Origin of the sequence: Actinosynnema sp. NPDC050436 (assembly GCF_040655415.1) — a bacterium.
Classification (GTDB): domain Bacteria; phylum Actinomycetota; class Actinomycetes; order Mycobacteriales; family Pseudonocardiaceae; genus Actinosynnema.
Window position 1 is genome coordinate 425036 of record NZ_JBFAJV010000002.1, and the last position, 20329, is coordinate 445364.

The 20329-nt window shown below is 72.9% G+C and carries 19 protein-coding genes and 1 pseudogene; 15 read left to right on the plus strand and 5 right to left on the minus strand.

Going from position 1 to position 20329, the window contains the following annotated elements:
• Positions 1-78 precede the first annotated feature (78 nt).
• Positions 79-801: an SDR family oxidoreductase gene (locus AB0I60_RS06110; RefSeq protein WP_360726123.1), complete on the minus strand. Its 723-nt coding sequence runs from the start codon at positions 799-801 to the stop codon at positions 79-81.
• A gap of 269 nt (positions 802-1070) precedes the next feature.
• On the opposite strand from AB0I60_RS06110, the gene AB0I60_RS06115 reads away from it, so the two are divergent.
• From AB0I60_RS06115 to AB0I60_RS06160, 10 genes are all read left to right on the plus strand, one after another.
• Positions 1071-2048 (plus strand): methyltransferase dimerization domain-containing protein, encoded by a 978-nt coding sequence (locus tag AB0I60_RS06115; RefSeq protein ID WP_360726124.1) that lies wholly within the window; start codon positions 1071-1073, stop codon positions 2046-2048.
• A 265-nt stretch (positions 2049-2313) separates the two neighbouring features.
• Positions 2314-3846 carry an ABC transporter substrate-binding protein gene (locus AB0I60_RS06120; RefSeq protein WP_360726125.1) on the plus strand — a complete coding sequence of 511 codons (1533 nt, stop codon included), beginning with the start codon at positions 2314-2316 and terminating at the stop codon, positions 3844-3846.
• Positions 3847-3919: 73 nt separating this feature from the next.
• On the plus strand, positions 3920-4861 hold the full coding sequence (locus tag AB0I60_RS06125; RefSeq protein WP_360726126.1) for an ABC transporter permease: 942 nt from the start codon (positions 3920-3922) through the stop codon (positions 4859-4861).
• Positions 4858-6699 (plus strand): ATP-binding cassette domain-containing protein, encoded by a 1842-nt coding sequence (locus AB0I60_RS06130; protein ID WP_360726127.1) that lies wholly within the window; start codon positions 4858-4860, stop codon positions 6697-6699. The genes AB0I60_RS06125 and AB0I60_RS06130 overlap by 4 nt, the downstream gene beginning before the upstream one ends.
• Entirely contained in the window at positions 6696-7535 is an 840-nt protein-coding gene (locus tag AB0I60_RS06135) for an ATP-binding cassette domain-containing protein (RefSeq protein WP_360726128.1), read from the plus strand. The genes AB0I60_RS06130 and AB0I60_RS06135 overlap by 4 nt, the downstream gene beginning before the upstream one ends.
• Positions 7536-7559: 24 nt before the next feature.
• Positions 7560-8150 (plus strand): TetR/AcrR family transcriptional regulator, encoded by a 591-nt coding sequence (locus AB0I60_RS06140; protein WP_360726129.1) that lies wholly within the window; start codon positions 7560-7562, stop codon positions 8148-8150.
• A 110-nt stretch (positions 8151-8260) separates the two neighbouring features.
• Entirely contained in the window at positions 8261-9004 is a 744-nt protein-coding gene (locus AB0I60_RS06145; RefSeq protein WP_360726130.1) for an alpha/beta fold hydrolase, read from the plus strand.
• Positions 9005-9498: 494 nt separating this feature from the next.
• Positions 9499-10368, plus strand: a complete 870-nt coding sequence (locus tag AB0I60_RS06150; protein WP_360726131.1) for an alpha/beta fold hydrolase — start codon at positions 9499-9501, stop codon at positions 10366-10368.
• A 165-nt stretch (positions 10369-10533) separates the two neighbouring features.
• Positions 10534-11778 carry a cation:proton antiporter gene (locus AB0I60_RS06155; protein ID WP_360726132.1) on the plus strand — a complete coding sequence of 415 codons (1245 nt, stop codon included), beginning with the start codon at positions 10534-10536 and terminating at the stop codon, positions 11776-11778.
• Positions 11779-11877: 99 nt separating this feature from the next.
• Positions 11878-12435, plus strand: a complete 558-nt coding sequence (locus tag AB0I60_RS06160) for a hypothetical protein (protein WP_360726134.1) — start codon at positions 11878-11880, stop codon at positions 12433-12435.
• Between the two features lie 64 nt (positions 12436-12499).
• Here AB0I60_RS06160 and AB0I60_RS06165 read toward each other — a convergent pair whose 3' ends face one another.
• Positions 12500-13531, minus strand: a complete 1032-nt coding sequence (locus tag AB0I60_RS06165) for an alpha/beta fold hydrolase (RefSeq protein ID WP_360726135.1) — start codon at positions 13529-13531, stop codon at positions 12500-12502.
• Positions 13532-13862: 331 nt separating this feature from the next.
• On the opposite strand from AB0I60_RS06165, the pseudogene AB0I60_RS06170 reads away from it, so the two are divergent.
• From AB0I60_RS06170 to AB0I60_RS06185, 4 genes and pseudogenes are all read left to right on the plus strand, one after another.
• Positions 13863-13991: pseudogene (locus tag AB0I60_RS06170) on the plus strand (DNA-binding response regulator); the annotation flags it as partial.
• Between the two features lie 211 nt (positions 13992-14202).
• On the plus strand, positions 14203-15033 hold the full coding sequence (locus tag AB0I60_RS06175) for a DUF6585 family protein (RefSeq protein WP_360726136.1): 831 nt from the start codon (positions 14203-14205) through the stop codon (positions 15031-15033).
• 91 nt (positions 15034-15124) lie between these two features.
• Entirely contained in the window at positions 15125-15652 is a 528-nt protein-coding gene (locus AB0I60_RS06180) for a hypothetical protein (RefSeq protein ID WP_360726137.1), read from the plus strand.
• A gap of 16 nt (positions 15653-15668) precedes the next feature.
• Entirely contained in the window at positions 15669-16271 is a 603-nt protein-coding gene (locus tag AB0I60_RS06185) for a hypothetical protein (RefSeq protein WP_360726138.1), read from the plus strand.
• A 176-nt stretch (positions 16272-16447) separates the two neighbouring features.
• Here AB0I60_RS06185 and AB0I60_RS06190 read toward each other — a convergent pair whose 3' ends face one another.
• The 3 genes from AB0I60_RS06190 to AB0I60_RS06200 all read right to left on the minus strand — a co-directional run bounded on the left by AB0I60_RS06190 (position 16448) and on the right by AB0I60_RS06200 (position 19609).
• On the minus strand, positions 16448-17077 hold the full coding sequence (locus tag AB0I60_RS06190; protein ID WP_360726827.1) for a response regulator transcription factor: 630 nt from the start codon (positions 17075-17077) through the stop codon (positions 16448-16450).
• A 163-nt stretch (positions 17078-17240) separates the two neighbouring features.
• Positions 17241-18434, minus strand: a complete 1194-nt coding sequence (locus AB0I60_RS06195) for a sensor histidine kinase (RefSeq protein ID WP_360726139.1) — start codon at positions 18432-18434, stop codon at positions 17241-17243.
• Positions 18431-19609, minus strand: coding sequence for a DUF418 domain-containing protein (locus AB0I60_RS06200; RefSeq protein WP_360726140.1), 1179 nt, complete (start codon positions 19607-19609; stop codon positions 18431-18433). The genes AB0I60_RS06195 and AB0I60_RS06200 overlap by 4 nt, the downstream gene beginning before the upstream one ends.
• A 158-nt stretch (positions 19610-19767) precedes the next feature.
• Between AB0I60_RS06200 and AB0I60_RS06205 the strand changes: the two genes are divergently transcribed.
• The gene (locus AB0I60_RS06205; protein WP_360726142.1) at positions 19768-20133 is read left to right on the plus strand and encodes a PLD nuclease N-terminal domain-containing protein; all 366 of its coding nucleotides are present in this window, start codon (positions 19768-19770) and stop codon (positions 20131-20133) included.
• Positions 20134-20329: the final 196 nt, after the last annotated feature.

Here is a 20329-nt window from a genome sequence, read left to right on the forward strand (position 1 = left end):
ACGTCTGAACAGCACAGGCTGCACACGGCAGAAGGGCCGGTCCCCGAGGGGGCCGGCCCTTCTGCCGCACGTCCGAGGTCAGGTGAGGAGCTGGCCGCCGTCGACCGGCAGGCTGGTGCCGGTGATGTGCGCGGCCGAGTCGCCGGCCAGGAACACCACGGCGGCGGCCACCTGCTCGACGGCCGCGAGCTGCCGCAGCGGGATGCGGCTCTCCCACGCCTGGCGGGCGGGCGAACCCTCGGGCAGGCCGGCGGCGAGCATCGGGGTGAGCACCGGGCCGGGGGCCACCGCGTTGACCCGGATGCCGTTCTCGGCCAGCTCGACGGCGGCCCACCTGGTCAGCGCGTCGACGGCCGCCTTGCTGCTCTCGTAGCCGCCCATGCCGGGGGTGGGCTGCCGGCCGCCGATGGACGACAGGTTGACCACCGCGCCGCGCACCCCGGCCTCGACCATCCGGCGCGCGACCTGCTGGGTGACCAGGAAGGTGCCGTGCACGTTGGTCTGGAGGATGCGCAGCATGTCGGCGGGCGGCAGGTCGAGCAGCCGGCCGTGCACGCTCAGGATGCCCGCGTTGTTGACCAGCACGTCCACCCGGCCGACCTCGTCGAGCGCGCGGGCGATCGAGCCCTCGTCGGTGATGTCGACGGTCACCCCGCGCACACCGAGCGTGGCGGCGGCCTCCTCGACGCCGTGGACGTCGGCGAGGACGACGGTGTCACCGAGGGCGGCGAACGCGGCGGCGATCGCGCGGCCGATGCCGCCGGCTCCTCCGGTTACCAGCACGGTGCGGGCAGAGGTCATCGTCGGTTCCTCTCGCGGGACCGGGGGTCCGGTCGGGTGTTCAGTATACAAGCGTAGAAAATAAACCCCTTGGACCACAACCGGAAGCGCGCGGTCGGACCGCTCGCGTCCACTCGGCGGGGTCCGGTCGGACGGGAGTTGCGGCCCGATCGGGTGGACCGCCGGCAGAACCCGGCGAAGGGGGTGGCGCTTTTAATCGACGTGCGTAGACTAACGCTCTCTCGTCCTGGGCGGTCCGAGGCCGCCCGCATTCCGCCAGAGGAGCCGTCATGACCGGACCCGCACCGGACCGCATCGTCGACATCGCCATCGGTTACATGGGTGCCAAGCAGTTGTTCGCCGCGTCCCGGATCGGGCTGTTCCGCGCTCTCGCCGACGGTGACCGGTCGGTCACCGAGCTGGCCTCGGCCACCGGCACCAGCGAGCAGATCGTCCGCATCCTGGCCGACGCGATGAACGCCCAGGGCCTGCTCGACCGCCAGGACGGCCGGTACTCGCTGGCCGCCGACGCCCGGGAGTACCTCGGTGGGGCGGGCGCGACCGACCTCGCGCCGTTCCTCGGCTTCCTCAACGAGATCAGCTACGGCCACTGGCTCCAGTTCGACACCACGGTCGACACCGCCAAGCCCGGCGACCTCCAGATGGACGACGCCCGCTGGGGCACGTTCATGGCCGGCGTGATGACCTACAACTCGCTGCACGCCGCGATGCTCGCGCGGGGCTTCGACTTCTCGTCCTACCGCTCCATGCTGGACCTGGGCGGGCTGTCGCCGGACTTCGCCATCGGCGCGCTGAAGGCCAACCCGGACCTGGCGGTCAAGTTCGTGTTCGCGCCGATGTCCACGCAGGGCATCAACGACGCGCTGGCGGCGGCGGGCTACACCGACCGGGCCACCGTGGAGCCGGCCGAGACGGCGACCGCCAACCCCGGCGGCGAGCACGACATCGTCATGGTCAACCACGTGATCCACCGGTTCGACGTCGAGCAGAACAAGGTCATCCTGGCCAACGCCCGCGCGGCGGCCAAGGAGGGCGCGACCCTGCTGCTGCTCGACTTCTTCCTCGACGACGACGAGCGCCAGCGGCCGATCGACGCCCTGCACGCGGGCGAGTACTTCGTCATCGACGGCACGATCGTGTACCCCGAATCCGAGGTGCGCTCGTGGCTGGAGGGCACCGGCTGGCGGGCCCGCGAGGTGCTGGCGCTGCCGGGCAGCCCGCGCGTGCTGGTCGCCGAGGCCGTCTGAGGCGGTCGGGAGTGGTCTACGGTCGTCGGTATTCGATGTGCGACCTGCGGAGCGACGTTCTCGCGGCCAAAACGTTGACAGTCCGTTACTTCCGCGACGAATTGTAGTCGGTCAACCGTTGATTTTTTTGCCGACGAACGTAGACTATCCCGAACCACGGTGAGCCAGGTCTCACCTCTTGATCTAAGAATGCACCAGGCGCGGAGCGACCCGCCCCAGCGGAACGTGGCCACGCCGGCAGTCCATCACCCGAGAGAAGGACTCCATGACGAGGAACCGGACAGCGGCCCTGGTCGCGGTCGCCGCCGCAGCGGCCACCGCGCTCGCCGGATGTACCAGCGCGGGTGGTGGCGGCGGCAACGCCCCCACCGCGGCCGTGGACGAGCTCAAGGCCGGGGTGTTCCTCGACGTGACCTCATGGGACCCGGCCAACGCCGACATCGGCTTCGACGGGCCGTACCTCTCCGCCGTCTACGACCCGCTGGTGGCCCTGGACAAGGACGGCAAGCCGGTGCCGGCGCTGGCCTCCTCCTGGGAGTGGTCGGCCGACCGCCTGACCCTGACCGCGAAGCTGCGCACGGGCGTCGCGTTCGAGGACGGCCAGAAGTTCGACGCCACGGCCGCCGTCGAGAACATCAAGCACCTGAAGGCCGGCGTCCGCTCCGGCCAGGCGTACCTCAACGTCGCCGAGGCCACCGCCAAGGACCCGGAGACGCTGGAGATCAAGCTCTCCAAGCGGGACGACGCGCTGCTCTACCAGATGGGCCTGGGCCGCAGCTGGATGGCCTCGCCCGCCGCGATCGCCGCCGGCTCCCTGGCCACCGCCCCGTCCGGCTCCGGCCCGTACAAGTTCGACCAGGCCAACTCCGCGCCGCAGTCGCAGTACGTCTTCACCAAGAAGGCCGACCACTGGGACGCCGGCACCTACCCGTTCCCCTCGGTGAAGCTGTTCCCGATCACCGACCAGACGGCGAGCTTCAACGCGATGCTGTCCGGCCAGCTCAACGTCCAGTTCGCCAACGCGGCCAACCTCCCGAAGGCCAAGGAGAACGGCTGGAACATCTCGTCCAAGGCGGCCTCCTGGGTCGGCGTGCAGTTCGCCGACCGGACCGGCGCGCAGGTCAAGGCGCTCGGTGACCAGAAGGTCCGCCAGGCGATCAGCTACGCCTTCGACTCGGCGGGCATCCTCAAGGCGGTCGGCAACGACTCCGGCACCGTCACCAACCAGGTCTTCTCGGTCGACGCCCAGGTCTACGACAAGTCGATGAACGACAAGTACAAGACCGACATGGCCAAGGCCAAGCAGCTCCTCAAGGACGCCGGCTACCCGGACGGCTTCAGCGTCAAGATGCCGATGTCGCCGATCTTCGCGGCGTGGCAGCCGGCGGCCAACCAGACCTTCGGCGAGCTGGGCATCAAGGTCGAGTGGCAGGACATGGCCATGCCCGACTACCAGAAGAACGCCCCGACCTACCCGATGTTCCTCGCGGTGATCGCCCTGGCGGGCAACGACATGGCCACGCTCACCGACCAGGTCACCACCGCCCAGTGGTACAACCCGAACCCGTCGGTCGACGCCTTCCCCGAGATCAAGTCGATGGTCGAGCAGGTCGAGAAGGCGGAGCCTGGCCAGGCCCAGGTGGACCTGCTCAAGCAGCTCAACGGCAAGCTGGTCGACCAGGCTTGGTGGGCCCCGTGGTACCAGGCGAACAACACCTACTTCAGCGTCAAGGGGATCACCGTCACGCCGGTCACCGGCATGATGTTCCCGACGCTGCGGTTCATCCAGCGCGGCTGACGCCCGTGCTCCGGCGGGTCCGTCCACACCGGACGGACCCGCCGGCGAGGAGCCGGTGAGGAGCCGACTGACTATGCTGTCCTTCATCGTCAAGCGCCTGTTGTCCGGGGTCCTGCTGCTCGTGGTCGTCACCAGCGGCACGTTCTTCCTGGCGCACCTGGCCGTCGGGGACCCGACCCCCGGCCTGCTCGGCAACAGCGCCACCGCCGCCCAGCAGGAGGCCCTGCGCGCCAAGATCGGCTACGACCGGCCGCTGCTCGTCCAGTTCTGGGACTGGCTGTCGCACGCCGCCACCGGCGACTTCGGCACCTCGTGGCGCAGCTTCCAGCCGGTCAACGACCAGTTGGCGCTGCGCGTCCCGGTGACGCTGTCGGTCGTGGTCTTCGCGACCCTGCTGTCCGCCGTCGTCGGCGTGACCGTGGGCATCGTCTGCGGGCTGCGCCCCGGCGGGCTGCTCGACCGGGGCCTCAAGCTCGCGTCCGTGGTGCTGTTCGCGCTGCCCGGGTTCTGGATCAGCCTCGTGCTGGTCACCTGGTTCGCCATCAACCTCAGGTGGTTCCCGGCGATCGGGTACGTGTCGCCGGACCAGTCGGTGAGCGGGTGGCTCAGCTCGATCACCCTGCCGTCGGTCTCGCTGGCCCTCGGCGCGATCGTCATGGTCGCGGAGCAGCTGCGCAACGGCTTCCTCCAGGTCACCAACCAGGACTTCGTGCGCACGCTGCGGGCGCGCGGGCTGTCCGGCCGCCGCGTCACCACGCACGTGCTGCGCAACGCCTCGCCGGCCGCGCTGACCGTGCTCGCGCTGATGTTCGTCGGGCTGCTCGGCGGGGCCATCGTCGTCGAGATCGTGTTCAACCTGCCCGGCATCGGCAGCCTGACCCAGTCGGCCTCGCAGATCGGGGACATCCCGGTGCTGCTCGGCCTGACCGCCGTCACCGTGGTGTTCGTCGTCATCGTCAACTTCCTGCTCGACCTGTTGCTCGGGTGGGTCAACCCGAAGGTGCGCGACCGATGACCGCTGCCCCCTTCCCCACCACGCTCGCACCCGTCAAACGGATCTCGCTGCTGCGGCGCTACCTGCGCCGCCCGCTCGGCGTGGTCGCGCTCGCCGTCATGCTGGTCATCGTCGCGGCGGCGGTGCTAGCCCCGTGGCTCGCGCCGTTCGACCCGAACTTCGTGCAGTTCACCCTCACCCACGCCGAACCCGGCAACGGGCACGTGCTGGGCGGCGACTCGGCCGGCCGCGACATCCTCAGCCGGCTGCTCTACGGCGCCCAGACCACGCTGTTCGGCGCGGTCATCACCTGTGGCGCGGGGCTGCTGCTCGGCGTGCCCACGGGTGTGCTGGCCGGGTACGCCGGCGGCACGACCGACCGGGTGCTCTCCTGGATCAGCGACGCCCTCCAGTCGGTCCCCGGCATGATCGTGCTGCTGGTGGTCGCCGCCGGCACCGGCCAGGACTTCGCGGTCCTGATGGTCGCGCTGGGCATCTTCCTGGCCCCCGGCTACTACCGGATCACCCGGGCGCGCGCGCTGGCCGTGCGCAAGGAGCCCTACATCGACGCCGCGCGCGTCGCCGGCGTGACCAACGTGAAGATCCTGCGCACGCACATGCTGCGCGCGGTCTACGCGCCGATCCTGGTGCAGACGGCGCTGACCGCCGGCATCGCCATCGGTATGCAGGCGGGCCTGCAGTTCCTCGGCATCGGGTCGGCGTCCACGCCGAGCTGGGGCCAGATGATGAACGACGGCTTCCAGAACATGCTCACCTACCCGCTGATCCTGCTGTGGCCGTCGATCGCCCTGGGCGTCACGATCGCCGCGCTGGCCTTCATCGGGTCGACCCTGGCCGACCTGGTCAGCGTCCGCGCGGAGCAGCCGACCCGGCGGGCCCGCGCACGGGTCAGGGAGGCGCTGGCCGCGCCGGCCGCCGCCGACCTGCCCGACCGCGTCGCCAGCGGCGGGCACCAGCACGCGACCGAGGGCAGCGCCCTGCGGGTGGAGAACCTGCGGGTCGGCTACGCGACCCAGAACGGCGTCAAGGAGGTCGTGCGGGGCGTGTCCCTGGACGCCGCCCCCGGCGAGGTGCTGGGCATCGTCGGCGAGTCCGGTTCCGGCAAGACGCAGACCATCTTCACCGTGCTCGACCTGCTGCCCTCCGGCGGCACGGCGGTCGCCGACGGGATCTGGGTCGGCGGCAAGGAGGTGAGCAAGCTGTCCTCCCGCGAGCGCGCCGCGCTGCTCGGCCGCTCCATCGGGTACGTGCCGCAGGAGCCGATGAGCAACCTCGACCCCTGCTACACCGTCGAGCACCAGCTCGTCGAGCCGCTGCGGCACGTGCACGGGCTGTCGAAGACCGACGCGCGGGCGCGGGCGCGCGAGGTGCTGGTCCGGGTCGGCATCACCGACCCCGACCGGGTGCTGCGCTCCTACCCGCACCAGATCTCCGGCGGCATGGCGCAGCGCGTGCTGATCGCCGGCGCGGTGTCCGGGCGACCGTCGCTGCTGGTCGCCGACGAGCCGACCACCGCGCTCGACGTGACCGTGCAGGCGGAGGTGCTGGAGCTGCTGCGCGAGTTGCAGCAGGAGTACGGCATGGCGCTGGTGATCGTGACGCACAACTTCGGCGTCGTCGCGGACATCTGCGACCGGGTCGTGGTGATGAAGGACGGCCGGATCGTGGAGACCGGCCCGGTGGAGCGGATCTTCAACCACGCCGAGGAGCCCTACACCGCCGAGCTGATCAGCGCGTCGCTGGACGACGTCGAGGACCGGCGGCAACTGGACGAGATCTGGGCGCAGCGCACCCCGGTGGCCGCCGCGCACGCGGGTGGAGAGGACGACGCACGATGACCGCGCCCGAAGACACCGCGCCGCTGCTCGCGGTGGAGGACCTGGTGGTCGACTACCGGCTGCACCGCAAGCTGACGCTGCGCGCGCTCAAGGGCGTGTCGATCTCCGTCGGGCCCGGCGAGTGCGTCGGGCTGGTCGGGGAGAGCGGGTCGGGCAAGTCGACGCTGGGCAAGGCCGTGCTGGGCCTGGCGGCCGTCGCGTCCGGCCGGATCACGTTCGACGGCAAGGACATCACCCGCGCGCGCGGCGCCGAGCGGCGGCGGCTGGCCAACGACATCCAGGTCGTGTTCCAGGACCCGTACGGCTCCCTGGACCCGACCATGACCGTCGGCGAGGTGCTCGCCGAACCGCTCCAGGTGGGCGGGACGGGCAAGGCGCAGGCGCGGGCGGTGGTCGCCGAGATGCTCGACCACGTGCGGCTGCCGGCCGACTCGGTGCACCGGTACCCGAGCGAGTTCTCCGGCGGCCAGCGCCAGCGCATCGCCATCGCGCGGGCACTGGTCCGGCGGCCCCGGCTGATCGTCTGCGACGAGCCGGTCAGCGCGCTCGACCTCACCACGCAGGCGACGATCCTGGACCTGTTCATCGACCTCCAGCGCGACACCGGCGTGTCGTACCTGTTCGTCTCGCACGACCTCGGCGTCGTGCGGCGGATCTGCCACCGCGTCTCGGTGATGTACCAGGGCGAGATCGTGGAGTCGGGGGACACCGGCCAGGTCACCGAGGCCCCGGAGCACCCCTACACCCAGCGGCTGCTGCTGGCCGCGCCCGTCGCCGACCCGGCCCGCCAGGCCGAGCGCCGCGCCGCCTGGCTCGGCCTTCGGGACACGGCGTGACCTGCGTGCATTAGAGTCGACACCATGCCGAAGGTCATCGACCATGATCAGCGGCGGCGCGAGATCGTCGAGGTCGCCAAGAAGCTCATCGCCGAGGGTGGCTTCGAGGCGGCCACGATGCGCAGCATCGTCGCCGCGGCCGGTTTCGCGAACGGTGCTCTCAAGCACTACTTCGCCAGCAAGGACGAGATCATCGCGGCGACGTTCGAGAGCGTGCTGCAGGCGACCGCGCTCCGGCTGTCCGAACTGGACTCGAACGCGAGCCCGGTGGAGGCGCTGCGGGGGTTCGTCACCGGGGCGATGCCCCTGGAGGCGCACCAGATCACGTCCGCGCGGGTGCTGCTGGTGCTGTGGGAGCACTCGGTGGCCAACCCCGACCTGGCCCGTCGGTACCGCGACCTGCTCACCTCGTGGCGGGCGGAGCTGACCGCCCGGATCGCGGCGGCGCGCGGCGGCGGGGAGTCCGAGGGCTCCCCGGCGGCCGGCGTGCTCGCGGACGAGATCATCTCGGTCACGATCGGTGCGAACGTGGCGAGCCTGATGCACCCGGTGGGGGAGCTGGCGGACCGCTACCGGGCGTACGTCGACGCGCTGATGGAGCGGATCGCGGGCTGAGGTCGCCGGACGGCCCGGGGCTCGTGGCCCGGGGTTCCCGGACCGGTGGGGCTCGTGGATCGAGGGTCGGGTCCCTGGACCGGCCGGGTCTTATTGTCTACACTCGTAGAATGACAAGTGTCGTCGCGCTGCCGGTCACCAGCACCCGGCCCACCTCCGAGGTCACCGGCCCGCCCGTCGTGTTCGTCCACGGCTTCGCCGCCAACGGCGCGTCCGACTGGCCCGCCGACCGCTGGGCCGCCCCGCTGGCCGAGGCGGGCCGCGCGGCGGTCGTCGTGCACCTGCCCGGCCACGTCGGCGGCCCCGCCGTCGCGTCGCCGGACGAGGTGACCACCGCGCACCTGCTCCAGCGGCTCGCGGCGGGCGTCGCCGAGGCCGTGGGCGGCGGCGAGGTCGACCTCGTCGGCTACTCGCTGGGCGCGCGCCTGGCCTGGGACCTCGCGGCCGGCAAGGTCCTCCCGGTGCGCCGCCTGGTCCTCGGCGGCCTCAGCCCGATGGAGCCCTTCGGCGCGGTCGACCTCGACACCGCCCGCGCGGCCGTCCAGGGCGGGCCGCGCCCGGCCGACCCGCTGACCGGCATGATCACCGGCATGGTGTCCGGTGAGGGCCAGGACCCCGCGTCGCTGCTGAACGTGGTCGAGGGCCTGGCCCGCGAGCCGTTCGACCCGGCGGCCACCGCGCCCGAGGTGCCCACGCTCTTCCTCGCGGGCCAGGGCGACCCGATGTCGCAGGGCGTCGAGCAGGTCGTCGCGCGGGTCGCCGGCGCGCAGCTGGAGCACGTGCCGGGCGACCACTTCGGCGCCCTGGCCGGCGACGAGTTCCGCGCCGCCGTGTTCCGCTTCCTGGAGGTCTGACGCACCGCGTCCGACCCACTGCGTCCGATCCACTGCGTCCGACCCACTGCGTCCGACCCCTGCGCCGAGTCACCGCGCCGAGTCGCTGCGCTGATTGACTGCGCCGATCTGCCGCAACGAGCGTCAAGGCCGGAGCGGGTGACCCCACCCGCTCCGGCCTTCGCCGTCCCGGGGCCGGAATCCGTTGTGCAGCCGCCTTTTCGCGGACTGGCGCGGAAGTGGCCGCACCGGCGCGGTCCGCGCGCTGGTCCGGTCGGGCTGCCGGGCGCTCCTGCGCCGGGCGGTCCGCCGACCGCCGCCCGGTCGGCACCGGTGAACCGCCCGGGTGATTTCCGCCGGGCAGCCGGGTGATCGAGGTGTCAGCGGGCCGCGCGCGCCGAGCACGATGGGGTCGTCCCGCCGCCGATCCCGGCGGCGCGGGCTCCTCGCGGCACCGGACCGTCCACACCGGACGGTGGACCGGCCGCGCGCGGGGCGATGGGGAGGGACCGGCCATGCCTGACGAACCCGGCGACTACGCGTCCGCCAACGGCATCCGCCTGTGGTACCGCGACGAGGGCGACCCCGAGGGGGAGCCGCTGCTGCTGATCATGGGCCTGAACTCGCAGCTCGTCCTGTGGCCGGAGGAGGTGGTGCAGGCCCTCGGCGAGCGCGGCTACCGGGTCGTCCGGTTCGACAACCGCGACTGCGGCCGGTCGGACAAGATCGCGGCCACCACCCCGCCCGGCGGCGTGGCCTACCACCTGGTGGACCTGGCCGCCGACACCGTCGGTCTGCTCGACCACCTGGGCCTGTCGCGCGTGCACCTCGTCGGCGCGTCGATGGGCGGGATGATCGCCCAGCTGATCGCCATCCACCACCCGGAGCGCGCCGCCACGCTGTGCTCCATCATGAGCACCACCGGCAACCCGGGCGTCGGCGGCCCCACGGCGGAGGCGGTGGCCGTCGTCACCAGGCCCACCCCCGCCGACCGCGAGGAGGCCATCGACCACATCACCGAGGTCTACCGCGTCATCGGCTCGCGCACCCACGCCGAGGCCGAGCACCCCCGCCGCCGGCAGTTCGCCGCCGACTCGTTCGACCGGGGCCTGCACCCCAGGGGCGCCGAGCGCCAGTTCACCGCCGTCCTCCGCGCCGTCGACCGCACCCCGCGCCTGCGCCGACTCGACCTGCCCACGGCGGTCGTGCACGGCGTCGAGGACAGCCTCATCAACGTCAGCGGCGGTCGCGCCACCCACGACGCCGTCCCCGGCTCCACCTACCTCGAACTGCCCGACATGGGCCACGACCTGCCCCAGGTCCTGCTGCCGAGGCTGATCGACACCATCGACGCGAACGCCCGCACCCGCAGCACCGTCGGCTGACGGCACCCGTCGGCGCAGGGCGGCACCGTGACGCACCTGCTCGCTCCGTGCACAGTGGACACTACCGGAACAAGTACACAGTGGAGTGACGCAGACCACGAATGACGGGCACCGCGCGGGGACGACGACGGGCGCACCCGCGCGGACGTGGGAAACTGCTCCGCGATGACTACGATCCTCGGGCTGACCGCCATCGTCCTCTGGTCGCTGACCGCCCACCGGCTGTCCCGGTGGAACGTCGGCGCACCCGTCGTGATGGTGGCGGCCGGCGTCGGGCTCGGCTTCCTCGTCGGCGACGACGTCGGGGCCGCGCTGAACACGATGACCGCCGAGTTCGTCGCCGAGGTCATCCTGGCGGTGCTGCTGTTCGTGGACGCCACCGAGGTGCGCGGCGGGCGGCTGTGGGGCAACCACCCCGGCACCGCCGCCCGGCTGCTGCTGGTCGCCCTGCCGCTGAGCCTGGTGCTGGCGATGCTGCTCGGCGCGCTGCTGCTGCCGGACGTGTCGTGGGCGGTGCTGCTGGTGCTCGCCTGCGTCGTCGTGCCGATCGACTTCGCGCCCGCCGAGGGGGTCGTCCGCGACCGGGGGCTGTCCTGGCGGGTGCGCAACGTGCTCAACATCGAGGGCGGCTACAACGACGGGATCGTCACCCCGGTCTTCCTGTTCGCGATGATCCTGGCGGGCGACCGGTTCCAGGAGCACACCCCGCTGGAGGCGCTGGCCACCGTCGTCCCGTTCGCGGTCAAGGCCGTCGTGGTGGGCACGCTCATCGGCACCACCGTGGGCTGGCTGGTCGACGTGTGCGCGACGGCCGGCTGGATGACCGACCAGTCGCGGCGCATCCTCGTGCTCGCGGTGCCGCTGCTGACCTTCTTCACCACCGTCGCCGTGCAGGGCAACGGGTTCGTCGCCTCGTTCGTGAGCGGGATCGCCTTCCGCTTCGCGCACCGGGTGTTCATCGCCCGCAAGGCCCGGCAGGGAGGAGGGGCGGCCGAGGCGCTGGCCCGGTCCCGCCGCGACTTCCACCTGCTGGAGGACGTCAGCGCGCAACTGGGCATGACGATGTGGCTCGTGGTCGGCATGTGCGCGGTCCTGGTGATCGGGTGGGGCTTCTCCTGGCAGGCGCTGCTGTTCGCGCTGGCCGCGCTCACCGTGCTGCGCGCGGTCCCGGTGTCGCTGGCGCTGCTCGGCACCCGCTTCACCCGCCGGGAGCGCTTCCTGGTCGCCGCGCTCGGCCCGCGCGGCACGACGTCGATCGTGTTCGGCCTGCTCGCCTACAACGGCCTGCCGGACGGCACCGCCGCCGACACCATCCTGGTGGTCACCGTCCTGTGCGTGCTGTGCAGCGTGGTCCTGCACGGCCTGGGCTCGTCCCACCTGGCCCGCCGGTCCTCGCCCGCCCCGCCCTGACCGGTGTGGCCGGGATGACGTTCCACCGTGGCCGAAACGCCGCCTGGGGCCGCGTCCCGGGCCTTATCGTCGGGCCCGGCACAACGGGAGGTCACGACGATGAGCACCGACGAGCGGGGCGCGCGCCCGCGTCCCCTGCACCTCGCGCGGGCGCGGGCGTCCGCCGTCCTGGGCGAGGGGCCGGCCGCGCGCGTCCGGGCGTTCGGCGACGGCACCCTCTACGTCGAGGCGACCTGGGGCGCGGTGTTCGTGGCGTGGCTGGTCGACTTCCTGCTGGTGACGGGCCTGGCGATCGCGGCGGGCGCGGCGTACTACACGTCCGCGCCGCCGACCGCCGACCCCGCGGTCGGCGCTGGCCTGCTCACCCTGGCGCTGCTGGTGGTGCTGCCGCTGCTGTACGGCTGGTTCTACGGCGACGGGCGGGGCCTGGGCGCCCTGCTGTCGGGCACCCGCCTGGTCCGGATCAAGGACGGCAGCCGGGTCGGCCTGGCCAAGGCCGGGTGGGCGATGCTGCTGCGGACCCTGGGTTTCGTGGTCATCGGGCTCATCGCGCTGAGCGGCGACTCGCTGGACGCCACCCAGGTCCGGGTCAGCATCGACGTGGAGGAGACCGCCCGCCTGCGCGCCGCCGGCCTCCTCCGCCTGACGGTGGCCTGACCCGCCCCGACGCGGACCCGCCCCGACGCAGGCCCGCGCCGGGCGCGAGCCGCGTCGGCAGCGGTCAGCCCAGGCCGCCCGGCCGGGCGAGCAGCTCGCGCAGCGCGGAGTCGATGAACCGGGTGTCGGCGTCGTTGCGGCCGTACCCGGCGAAGTGGCCCCACGTCCCCGGGATCACCCGCAGCTCGGCGTTGCGCAGGTGGCCCACCGCCCACCGCTCGTCCTCCGGCGGGAAGTACAGGTCCTTCTCGGCGGGCAGCACGATGCCGGTGGCGCGGATCGACGCCAGCGCCGCCTCCGTGTCGCCGTCGAAGCCGGGGGTCAGGCCGACGTCGCCGGTCTGCCACGTGCGCAGCATGGTGAGCAGGTCGTTCGGGTCCCGGCCGTCGAGGAAGAAGCCCTCCCAGAACCCGCACAGGAAGTCCTCCAGCGAGGTGAAGCCCAGCTTCTCGTACTCCCGGTCCCAGTAGAACGCCTGCGAGAAGCCCCACCCGGCGTAGACCCGGGCCAGCGCCCGCAGCCCGACGACCGGCGTGGTGTCGCCGTACCAGCCGCCCGCGAACGCGGAGTCGGCGGTCAGCGCGGCCTTCACGCCTTCCAGGAACACCTGGTTGTGCACGCTGGTCCGGGACGAGCCGCAGAACGGGGCCATCCGCTCGACCACGTCGGGGTGGCTGACCGCCCACTGGTAGGTCTGGCCCGCGCCCATCGACCAGCCGGTGACCAGCGCGAGGCGCTCGATCCCGAAGTGCCGCGTGACCAGGTCGTGCTGCGCCTCGACCTGGTCGTGGAACGTGACGTGCGGGAAGCGCGGGCCGGCGTAGCCGCCGGTGGTGTTGCTGGGCGAGGTGGACAGCCCGTTGCCGATCATGTTCGGCACGATCACGAAGTACTCGGCCGGGTCGAGGGCCATGCCGGGGCCGATGAGCCACTCGTTGTCCCAATGCCTGCCGGAGTACCACGTCGGGTACACGACGGCGTTGGACTTGTCGGCGTTCAGGGTTCCGTAGGTGGCGTACGCCAGCCGTGCGCCGCGCAGGGTCGCGCCGTGCTGGAGCGTGAAGTCACCGAGTTCGTGGTACTGGGTATCGGCCACGGGGTCGCCCTTCTGTCCGGGGTGGAATGTCCGGGTGGAACGCGCGGGGTGCGGCACCGGGTGGAACGTGAGACTTGCTCGCAACCCCACCTGGTCCAATCTGCCCCATCCGGTCGCCCGGTGCCAGGCCGAGGCGGTACCGGGCGTGCCGGAGGCGTCGACACGCCCGGCGGGGTCACGCGCGCATGACCGCCGCGACCGGGGTGCGGGCCGCGCGGACCGCCGCCACCAGCCCGGCATTTAGCCCGGCATCCAGTCCGGCCGAGACGCCCGCCTGCCACGGGAACGCGACGCGCCCAGCGCCGGGTGCTCGATCAGCGAGGCCGCCCGCATCCGGATGCCGGGGCTGGACGGCCTGGAGGTGACCAGGCGGCTCGCCCCGACGTCGAAGGTCGTCGTGGTGACCGCGTTCGACCTCGACGAGTACGTGCACACCGCGCCGGAGAACGGCGCGAGCGGGACGTGGTGCGCGAGATCGCGGACGGCCTGACCAACCAGGGCACCCGCGACCGCGTCGTGGGCGTCGCGCGGGCCTGGTGGTCCGGTTCGGCTGACCGACCCCGCAGGGCCGCCGTCCCCAGGAAACTTCCGCCGGGAGGCTGACGCGGATCCCGCCGCCCGCCCACCATGATGGGCGGACGGCAAGATCGTCGGACCTCGGGGGAGCGCGGATGTCGGGTCGTCACTCGGTACCCATCGAAGTGGAACGGGTCGCGGCGGCGGGCGGGCTGGGCGAGGTGCGGGGGTCGCACCGGGCGCTCTACCGGGTGCTCGCCCCCGGCGACGAGCAGCGGGCCAAGCGCGCGGACGCGCGCAACGCCGTGCTCGTGCTCCTCGCGGCGGCGCTACCACTGCTGACCGCGCTCCTGCTCTGGTGGGCGACCGGGAGAGCCGGGCTCGCCATCGGCGTCGGCGCGGCCATCGCGCTCACCGGCGCGGGCGCGGTGTGGGCGGTGGCCGCGAAGAAGGGCAAGGACCAGGTCAGCCGGGTCTACCTGTACAGCGAGGGCTTCCTGCTGCTGGACGGCGCGACCAACACCGGCCGGGCGTTCCGGTGGGACGACTTCCCCGCCGTGCACCGCTCGTCCACCGACACGTTCGTCAGCGGTCAGCACATCGGCACCGACCACACCTTCCGGCTCGTCGGCGTCGACGGCACGACCGTCGTCCTCCGGGGCTTCGAGGCGCAGAAGAACCCGCTGCCCACCGACATCGTCGAGCTGGGACCGCTGCTGGAGGAGGAGATCGCCAACCGGCGGCTCCCGCTCGCGGTGGAGGCGATCAACGCGGGCGGCGAGGTCCGGTTCGGCGACCTGTCGCTGTCCGCCTCGGGGATCGGCACCCCGCGCGGCCACCTGCCGTGGGGCGGGGTCGGCCCGCTCTCGACCAGCGCCGGCCACCTGCTGCTGGGCACCGGCCGACCGGCCAAGTACCCGGTCGCCGCCATCCCGAACTTCGCGCTGTTCCTGTTCCTCGCGCGCAACCTCGACACCACCCGCTGACCGGGCCCGGCGGCCGGAACCTGTGATCGGTAGCGGAGCACCGCGCCGCAGCATGGGAGCACGACATCGCCGGACCGAGAGGTGGCACACCGTGTTCAAGAAGCTCCGCGACCAGATCGACCACGCGACGCGGCAGGCGACCGCGCGGGCCGCCCAGGACTTCCAGTGGCACGCCGCGCAGTTCCAGCAGGAGGCCGCCCGCCAGGGCCATCACATCCACCCGCAGGCGCCCACGCCGGACATGGCCGCCGAGGCGTTCCGGGCGATGGGCCAGGACCCGGCGATGGTCGAGTTCACGGGCCTGCCCGCCGAGGAGCAGATCCGCCAGCAGGGCCTGGCCAACGAGTACGGGCAGAACCTGCGCCGGCTGCACGAGCACGGCGAGCCGGCCACCGCCGTCATCCGCACCCTGGACCCGACCGGCGTCACGGTCGCCGCCCAGCCGCAGTACACCTCGGTCCTCGACGTCACCCGCGCGGACGGGACCGGCTACCGGACCACGATCACCCACCTGGTGCCGAACACGACCTTCGCCCAGTACGTGCCCGGGACCCGGCACCACGTCCGGATCGACCGGGCCAACCCGCACGCCGTCGGCGTGTTCGAACTCCTGCCCTGACCGGAGGTGGCCCGTCGTGAACACGGTGGGCCCGGCGCAGGCCCGGCGTGTGCGCCTCGACCGCCGGCGGGGGAGCCCGGCGGTGCCGGCCGGCGTGGCCTCCAACGCCGCGCGGCACCACCTCGGCCGGCCGATCCGGCCGGCGTTCCCGGTGCCTCTAGGGCTCGCCGCGCACACCGCCGGCACCTGGGTCTCGTCCCGCGAGTGGCTGCCCCCGCCGGCCGTGAGCACGCAGGTCGACCCGGTCTTCCACCACGACGAGCAGTGGAGCTTCTGGGCGTGGCTGAGGTACCACGCCGACTGGTGGGTGCCCTCGGGCATGGTGCTGGTGACCGCGCTCGTTGTGCTGCTCGTCGTGCGGCACACCCGGCGGCAGGCCGAGGCGGTCGCCGAACGGGACCGCCTGCCGGCGCACGGCTGCCGCGTGCCGGCGGACGTCGTGGAGGTGAGGGTGCGGATCGCCACCGGCGAGGGCGGCAGCCACGCCACCGGCTCCACGGTGACGGTGTCCTTCGTGGACCTGGCCGGCGTCCGGCACTGGGCGACCAGGCGCACGCCGGACGTGGGCGTGCCGACCGGTCCGGCCTCGCACAGGTGCTCCACGACCCGCACCGGCTGACCCGGGACAGGTCGGTGTTCGTCGCGGTCCGCCGCACCCCGGCCCTGACCGACTGGCTCCCCGGCCGCTGACCGGGGCTGCCGATTCCGGCTGCCGATCCGGGCCGCCGACCTCGCCCGCCGACCCGGCCGCTGTTCCGGGCCGCCTACCCCGATCGCCGACCTCACACCCCGGCTTCAGGTCAGGATGCCCCGCTGGAAGGCCGCGGCCACGGCGGAGGCCCGGTCCGGCACCTCCAGCTTCGCGTAGATGTGCAGGAGGTGGGTCTTCACCGTGGCCTCGCTGATGTGCAGCTCGGCCGCCGCCTCCCGGTTGGTCCGGCCCCGCGCGACCAGCGCCAGCACCTCCCGCTCCCGCGCGCTCAGCCGGGCTTCCCCCAACGGCCGGTGCGGCCGGATGCGGCCCAGCAGCAGGGCCGCGACGGACGGCGCCAGCACCGCCTCACCCCGCGCGGCGGCCCGCACCGCCCGGAACAGCTCCTCGCGCGGCGCGTCCTTGAGCAGGTACCCGATCGCACCCGCCTCCACGGCGGGCAGCACGTCCGAGTCCGTGTCGTGGGTGGTGAGCACCAGCACCCGGACCCCGGGCACCCGCTCGCGCAGCAGCCGGATCAGCGTCCCGCCGCTGGGGTCGGGCATCCGGAGGTCGGTCAGCACCACGTCCGGCCGCACGGCCGCCACCACGGTCAGCGCCTCGCCGCCGCTCGCCGCCTCGCCGACGATCTCGAAGTCGGGCTGGGTGCCGAGCATCCCGCGCAACCCGTCGCGCACCACCGGGTGGTCGTCCACCACCACCAACCGCAACACCGTCACCACCACACCCCGCTCACCGCACAACCCACCACCGCGCCACGCACCACCGAACTCGCCGCGCCGCCGCCGCACACCGCTGAACCCGCCGCGTCGTCGCCACGCACCACAGAGTTCGACGCGCCGCCGTGCATCGAGCCCAGCGCCCCTCCACCGCCGCTCACCGCTCGACCTCGATCACCGGCACGCTGACGCTGACCGCCGTGCCCGCACCGGGCGCGGACTCGACGTCGACCGAGCCGGCCAGCGCCCGCACCCGCTCCCGCAGCGCCGTGAGCCCGAACCCGCCGGGCGCGGACGGGCCGAAACCCACGCCGTCGTCGCGCACGTCCAGCACGATGACGTCCTCCATGTAGGACAGTGTGACATCGACCCGCCGCGCCCCGGCGTGCCTGCCCGCGTTCGACAGCGCCTCCTGCGCCGCGCGCAGCACCGTCACCTCGACCTCCGAGTGCACCGGCAGCGGCGTCCCGGTCACGGTGAACGTCACCGGCACGTCGTACTGCTCCCGCCACGTCGTCACGGCCTGCCGCACGGCGTCACCGAGCCGCGCGTCCTGCAACGGACCGGGGCGCAGCGCGTCGATCGACCGGCGCACCTCGACCAGGCTGGTGCGCGCCAGGCCCCGCGCGGTGTCCAGCCGGCCGCGCGCCGGCCCGTCGGGCAGCTCCCCGACCGCTTCGAGCTGCGTCACGATCCCGGTCAGCCCCTGGGCCACGGTGTCGTGGATCTCGCGGGCCATCCGGGCGCGCTCCTCCGCGATCCCGGTCTCCCGGGCCTGCGCGACCAGCAGCGCGTGCAGGCGGGCGTTCTCCGAGGCCATGGCGACCAGTTCGCTGTTGGTCTCGCGGCGGCGGATCGCCTCGCGCTCCATCGCCCGGATCATGCCGCCGATGAGCGCGGCCAGCGGCGTGACCACGGCGAGGTTCAGCAGCGTCTTGGGCAGGTCGGTGCCCGGCAGGACCAGCCACGGCAGGTTCGCCGCGAGCACGCCGGGGTACGCCGTCCAGCCGGGCAGCGTGACGAACGCGAGCACGTAGCAGGCGGGCACGAACAGTTGGAACACGTCGTTGCGCAGCACCAGAACCGAGGTGAGGGCGAGCAGGCCGACGAAGTAGAGCGCCATCGTCCACCGGTCGTGCCCGCACCACGCCGGGTGCGCCACCACGAACCACCAGTGCCACACGGCGAGCACGAGCGCGACGCCCACCGTGCCCAGGCGGTGCCCCCACCCGGCCGGGTCGACCACCACCGCGACCGCGCAGACCACCAGCAGCAGCCCGTACGGCGCGAGCGCCCAGGCCAGGTTCCAGCGCCGCTCCCGCCGCAGCCCCAGCAGTTCATCCGTGGTCACCGCGCCATCTTCCCCGTTCGCCGGTAGGTCAGGCGGCGCAGCAGCACCTCGGCGGGTCCGCGCCGTCCACCGCGCCGCAGCAGGTCGGCGATGAGCACCGAGGCCACCCACGTGCCGAGGGCGACGAGCGCGACCTCGGCCGTCCCGAGCGTTGCGCCGAGCCCCAGCGTGTACGGCATCAGCAGCGCCACGAACACCACCGACTGGAACAGGTAGCAGCTCAACGACCGCTCGCCGACCGCCGCGAGCGCGAGCACCACCGGCCCGCGCCGGTCACCGACCCGGATCGCCACCAGCCCGATCAGCGCCGCGTACCCGAGGCCGCCCGCGATTCCGGTCACCGAGTGCAGCGCCGACACGGCCCACTGCACCGGCAACGACGTGGGTTCCCAGAACCGCCCGACCGCGAGCGCCACCGGCAGCCCGCCCACCACGGCGACGACCAGCCCGAAGACCGCCGTGCTCCGGAGCAGCCGGCGGTGCGTGACGGGATCGGCGAGCACACCGCGCCGGGCCGCCCACGTGCCGACCAGGGCCGCGCTGCCCACCCCGAGCACGCCGAGCGGCGTCACCACCCACTCGATCGCGCGCAACCCCATCGCCTGGAGGGGATCGGGGTTCTCGAACGACCAGAAGAACGTGCGTCCGCCGGTCGACGGCGACATGAACACCGCTCCCTGCACCAGCGCGACGACGACCAGCCACGCGGCGGCGGCGACGAGCAGCGTGCGGTCGGAGGCCCGGGACAGCGCGACCAGCACGAAGCCCAACACCCCGTACAGGCCGAGGATGTCACCGGGGAACAGCAGCACCGCGTGCACGGAACCGAACGCGATCAGCCAGCGGCTGCGCCGGCGCAGCAGCCGCTTGGCGTCCTGCTCAGGGACGCCGGCGGCCCGTTGCCGTTGCAGCACCTGCACGACGCCGTACCCGAACAGGGCGGCGAACATCGGGTAGGCGCGGGCGTCGACCAGCGCCACCTCCACCACGCTGACGACGCGGTCGAGCACCCCGTCCTCGACGATGTGCTGCCGCACGCCGTACGGGCGGCCGTGCAGGTAGGGGACGGCGTTGGCCAAGGCGATCAGCGCGAGCATCAGACCACGGGCGAGATCCGGTGCCAGCGCACGTTCCCGCCCGGCAACCGGGCCGGCGAGGGTGGGTGTGGACGACATGGGACGAGCCTCGCGGCCGAGGCGCGGTGGGCGAATCGGCGCATCGACCGAACCCCCACCTCCACCGCCGGAGCACGGGGGTCGACCGATCGACTGATGTGCACCCGGCCGGCGGGCCGCTGCGCTATCGTGCCGTGACGACTTTGGGGGTAGGGGAGATGTTCTATTTCGGTGGTCTCTTCGGCGTGCTCACGTTCGGGCTGTGGCTGTTCTGCCTGGTGGACGTGATCACGACACAGGACGGCGACGCCCGCAACCTGCCGAAGGTCGGCTGGCTGCTGATCGTGCTGTTCTTCCCACTGGTCGGCTCGATCGCCTGGTTGCTGGCGGGCCGCCCGGTGCGAGCGGGAGGGGGCAGGCTCGGCGCGTACGAACGCCCGGCCCCGGCCTACCCGGAGTACGACCGCCCAGGCCGCTTCGCCGCCGGGGATTCCGAGTCGGACGCCGAGTTCCTGCGCCGCTGCCGCGAACGCGCCGAAGAACAGCGCCGCAAGGCACGCGAGTCCCGGGGCGACACGCAGTAACGCGCGCCAGCCGCAACGGCTCGCTTGCCGCAGCAGTCAGGCGTTTGCGGCGGCTCGGTTGCCGCAGCAGTCAGCCAGGCATCCGCAGCAGTCAGGCATTCGCAGCAGTCAGGCATTCGCATTGGCCCGCTTGCCGCAACGGTCCGGCTGCCGCAGTGGTCCGGCTGCCGAAGTGGCGTTGCGGCCGCAGTGGTCC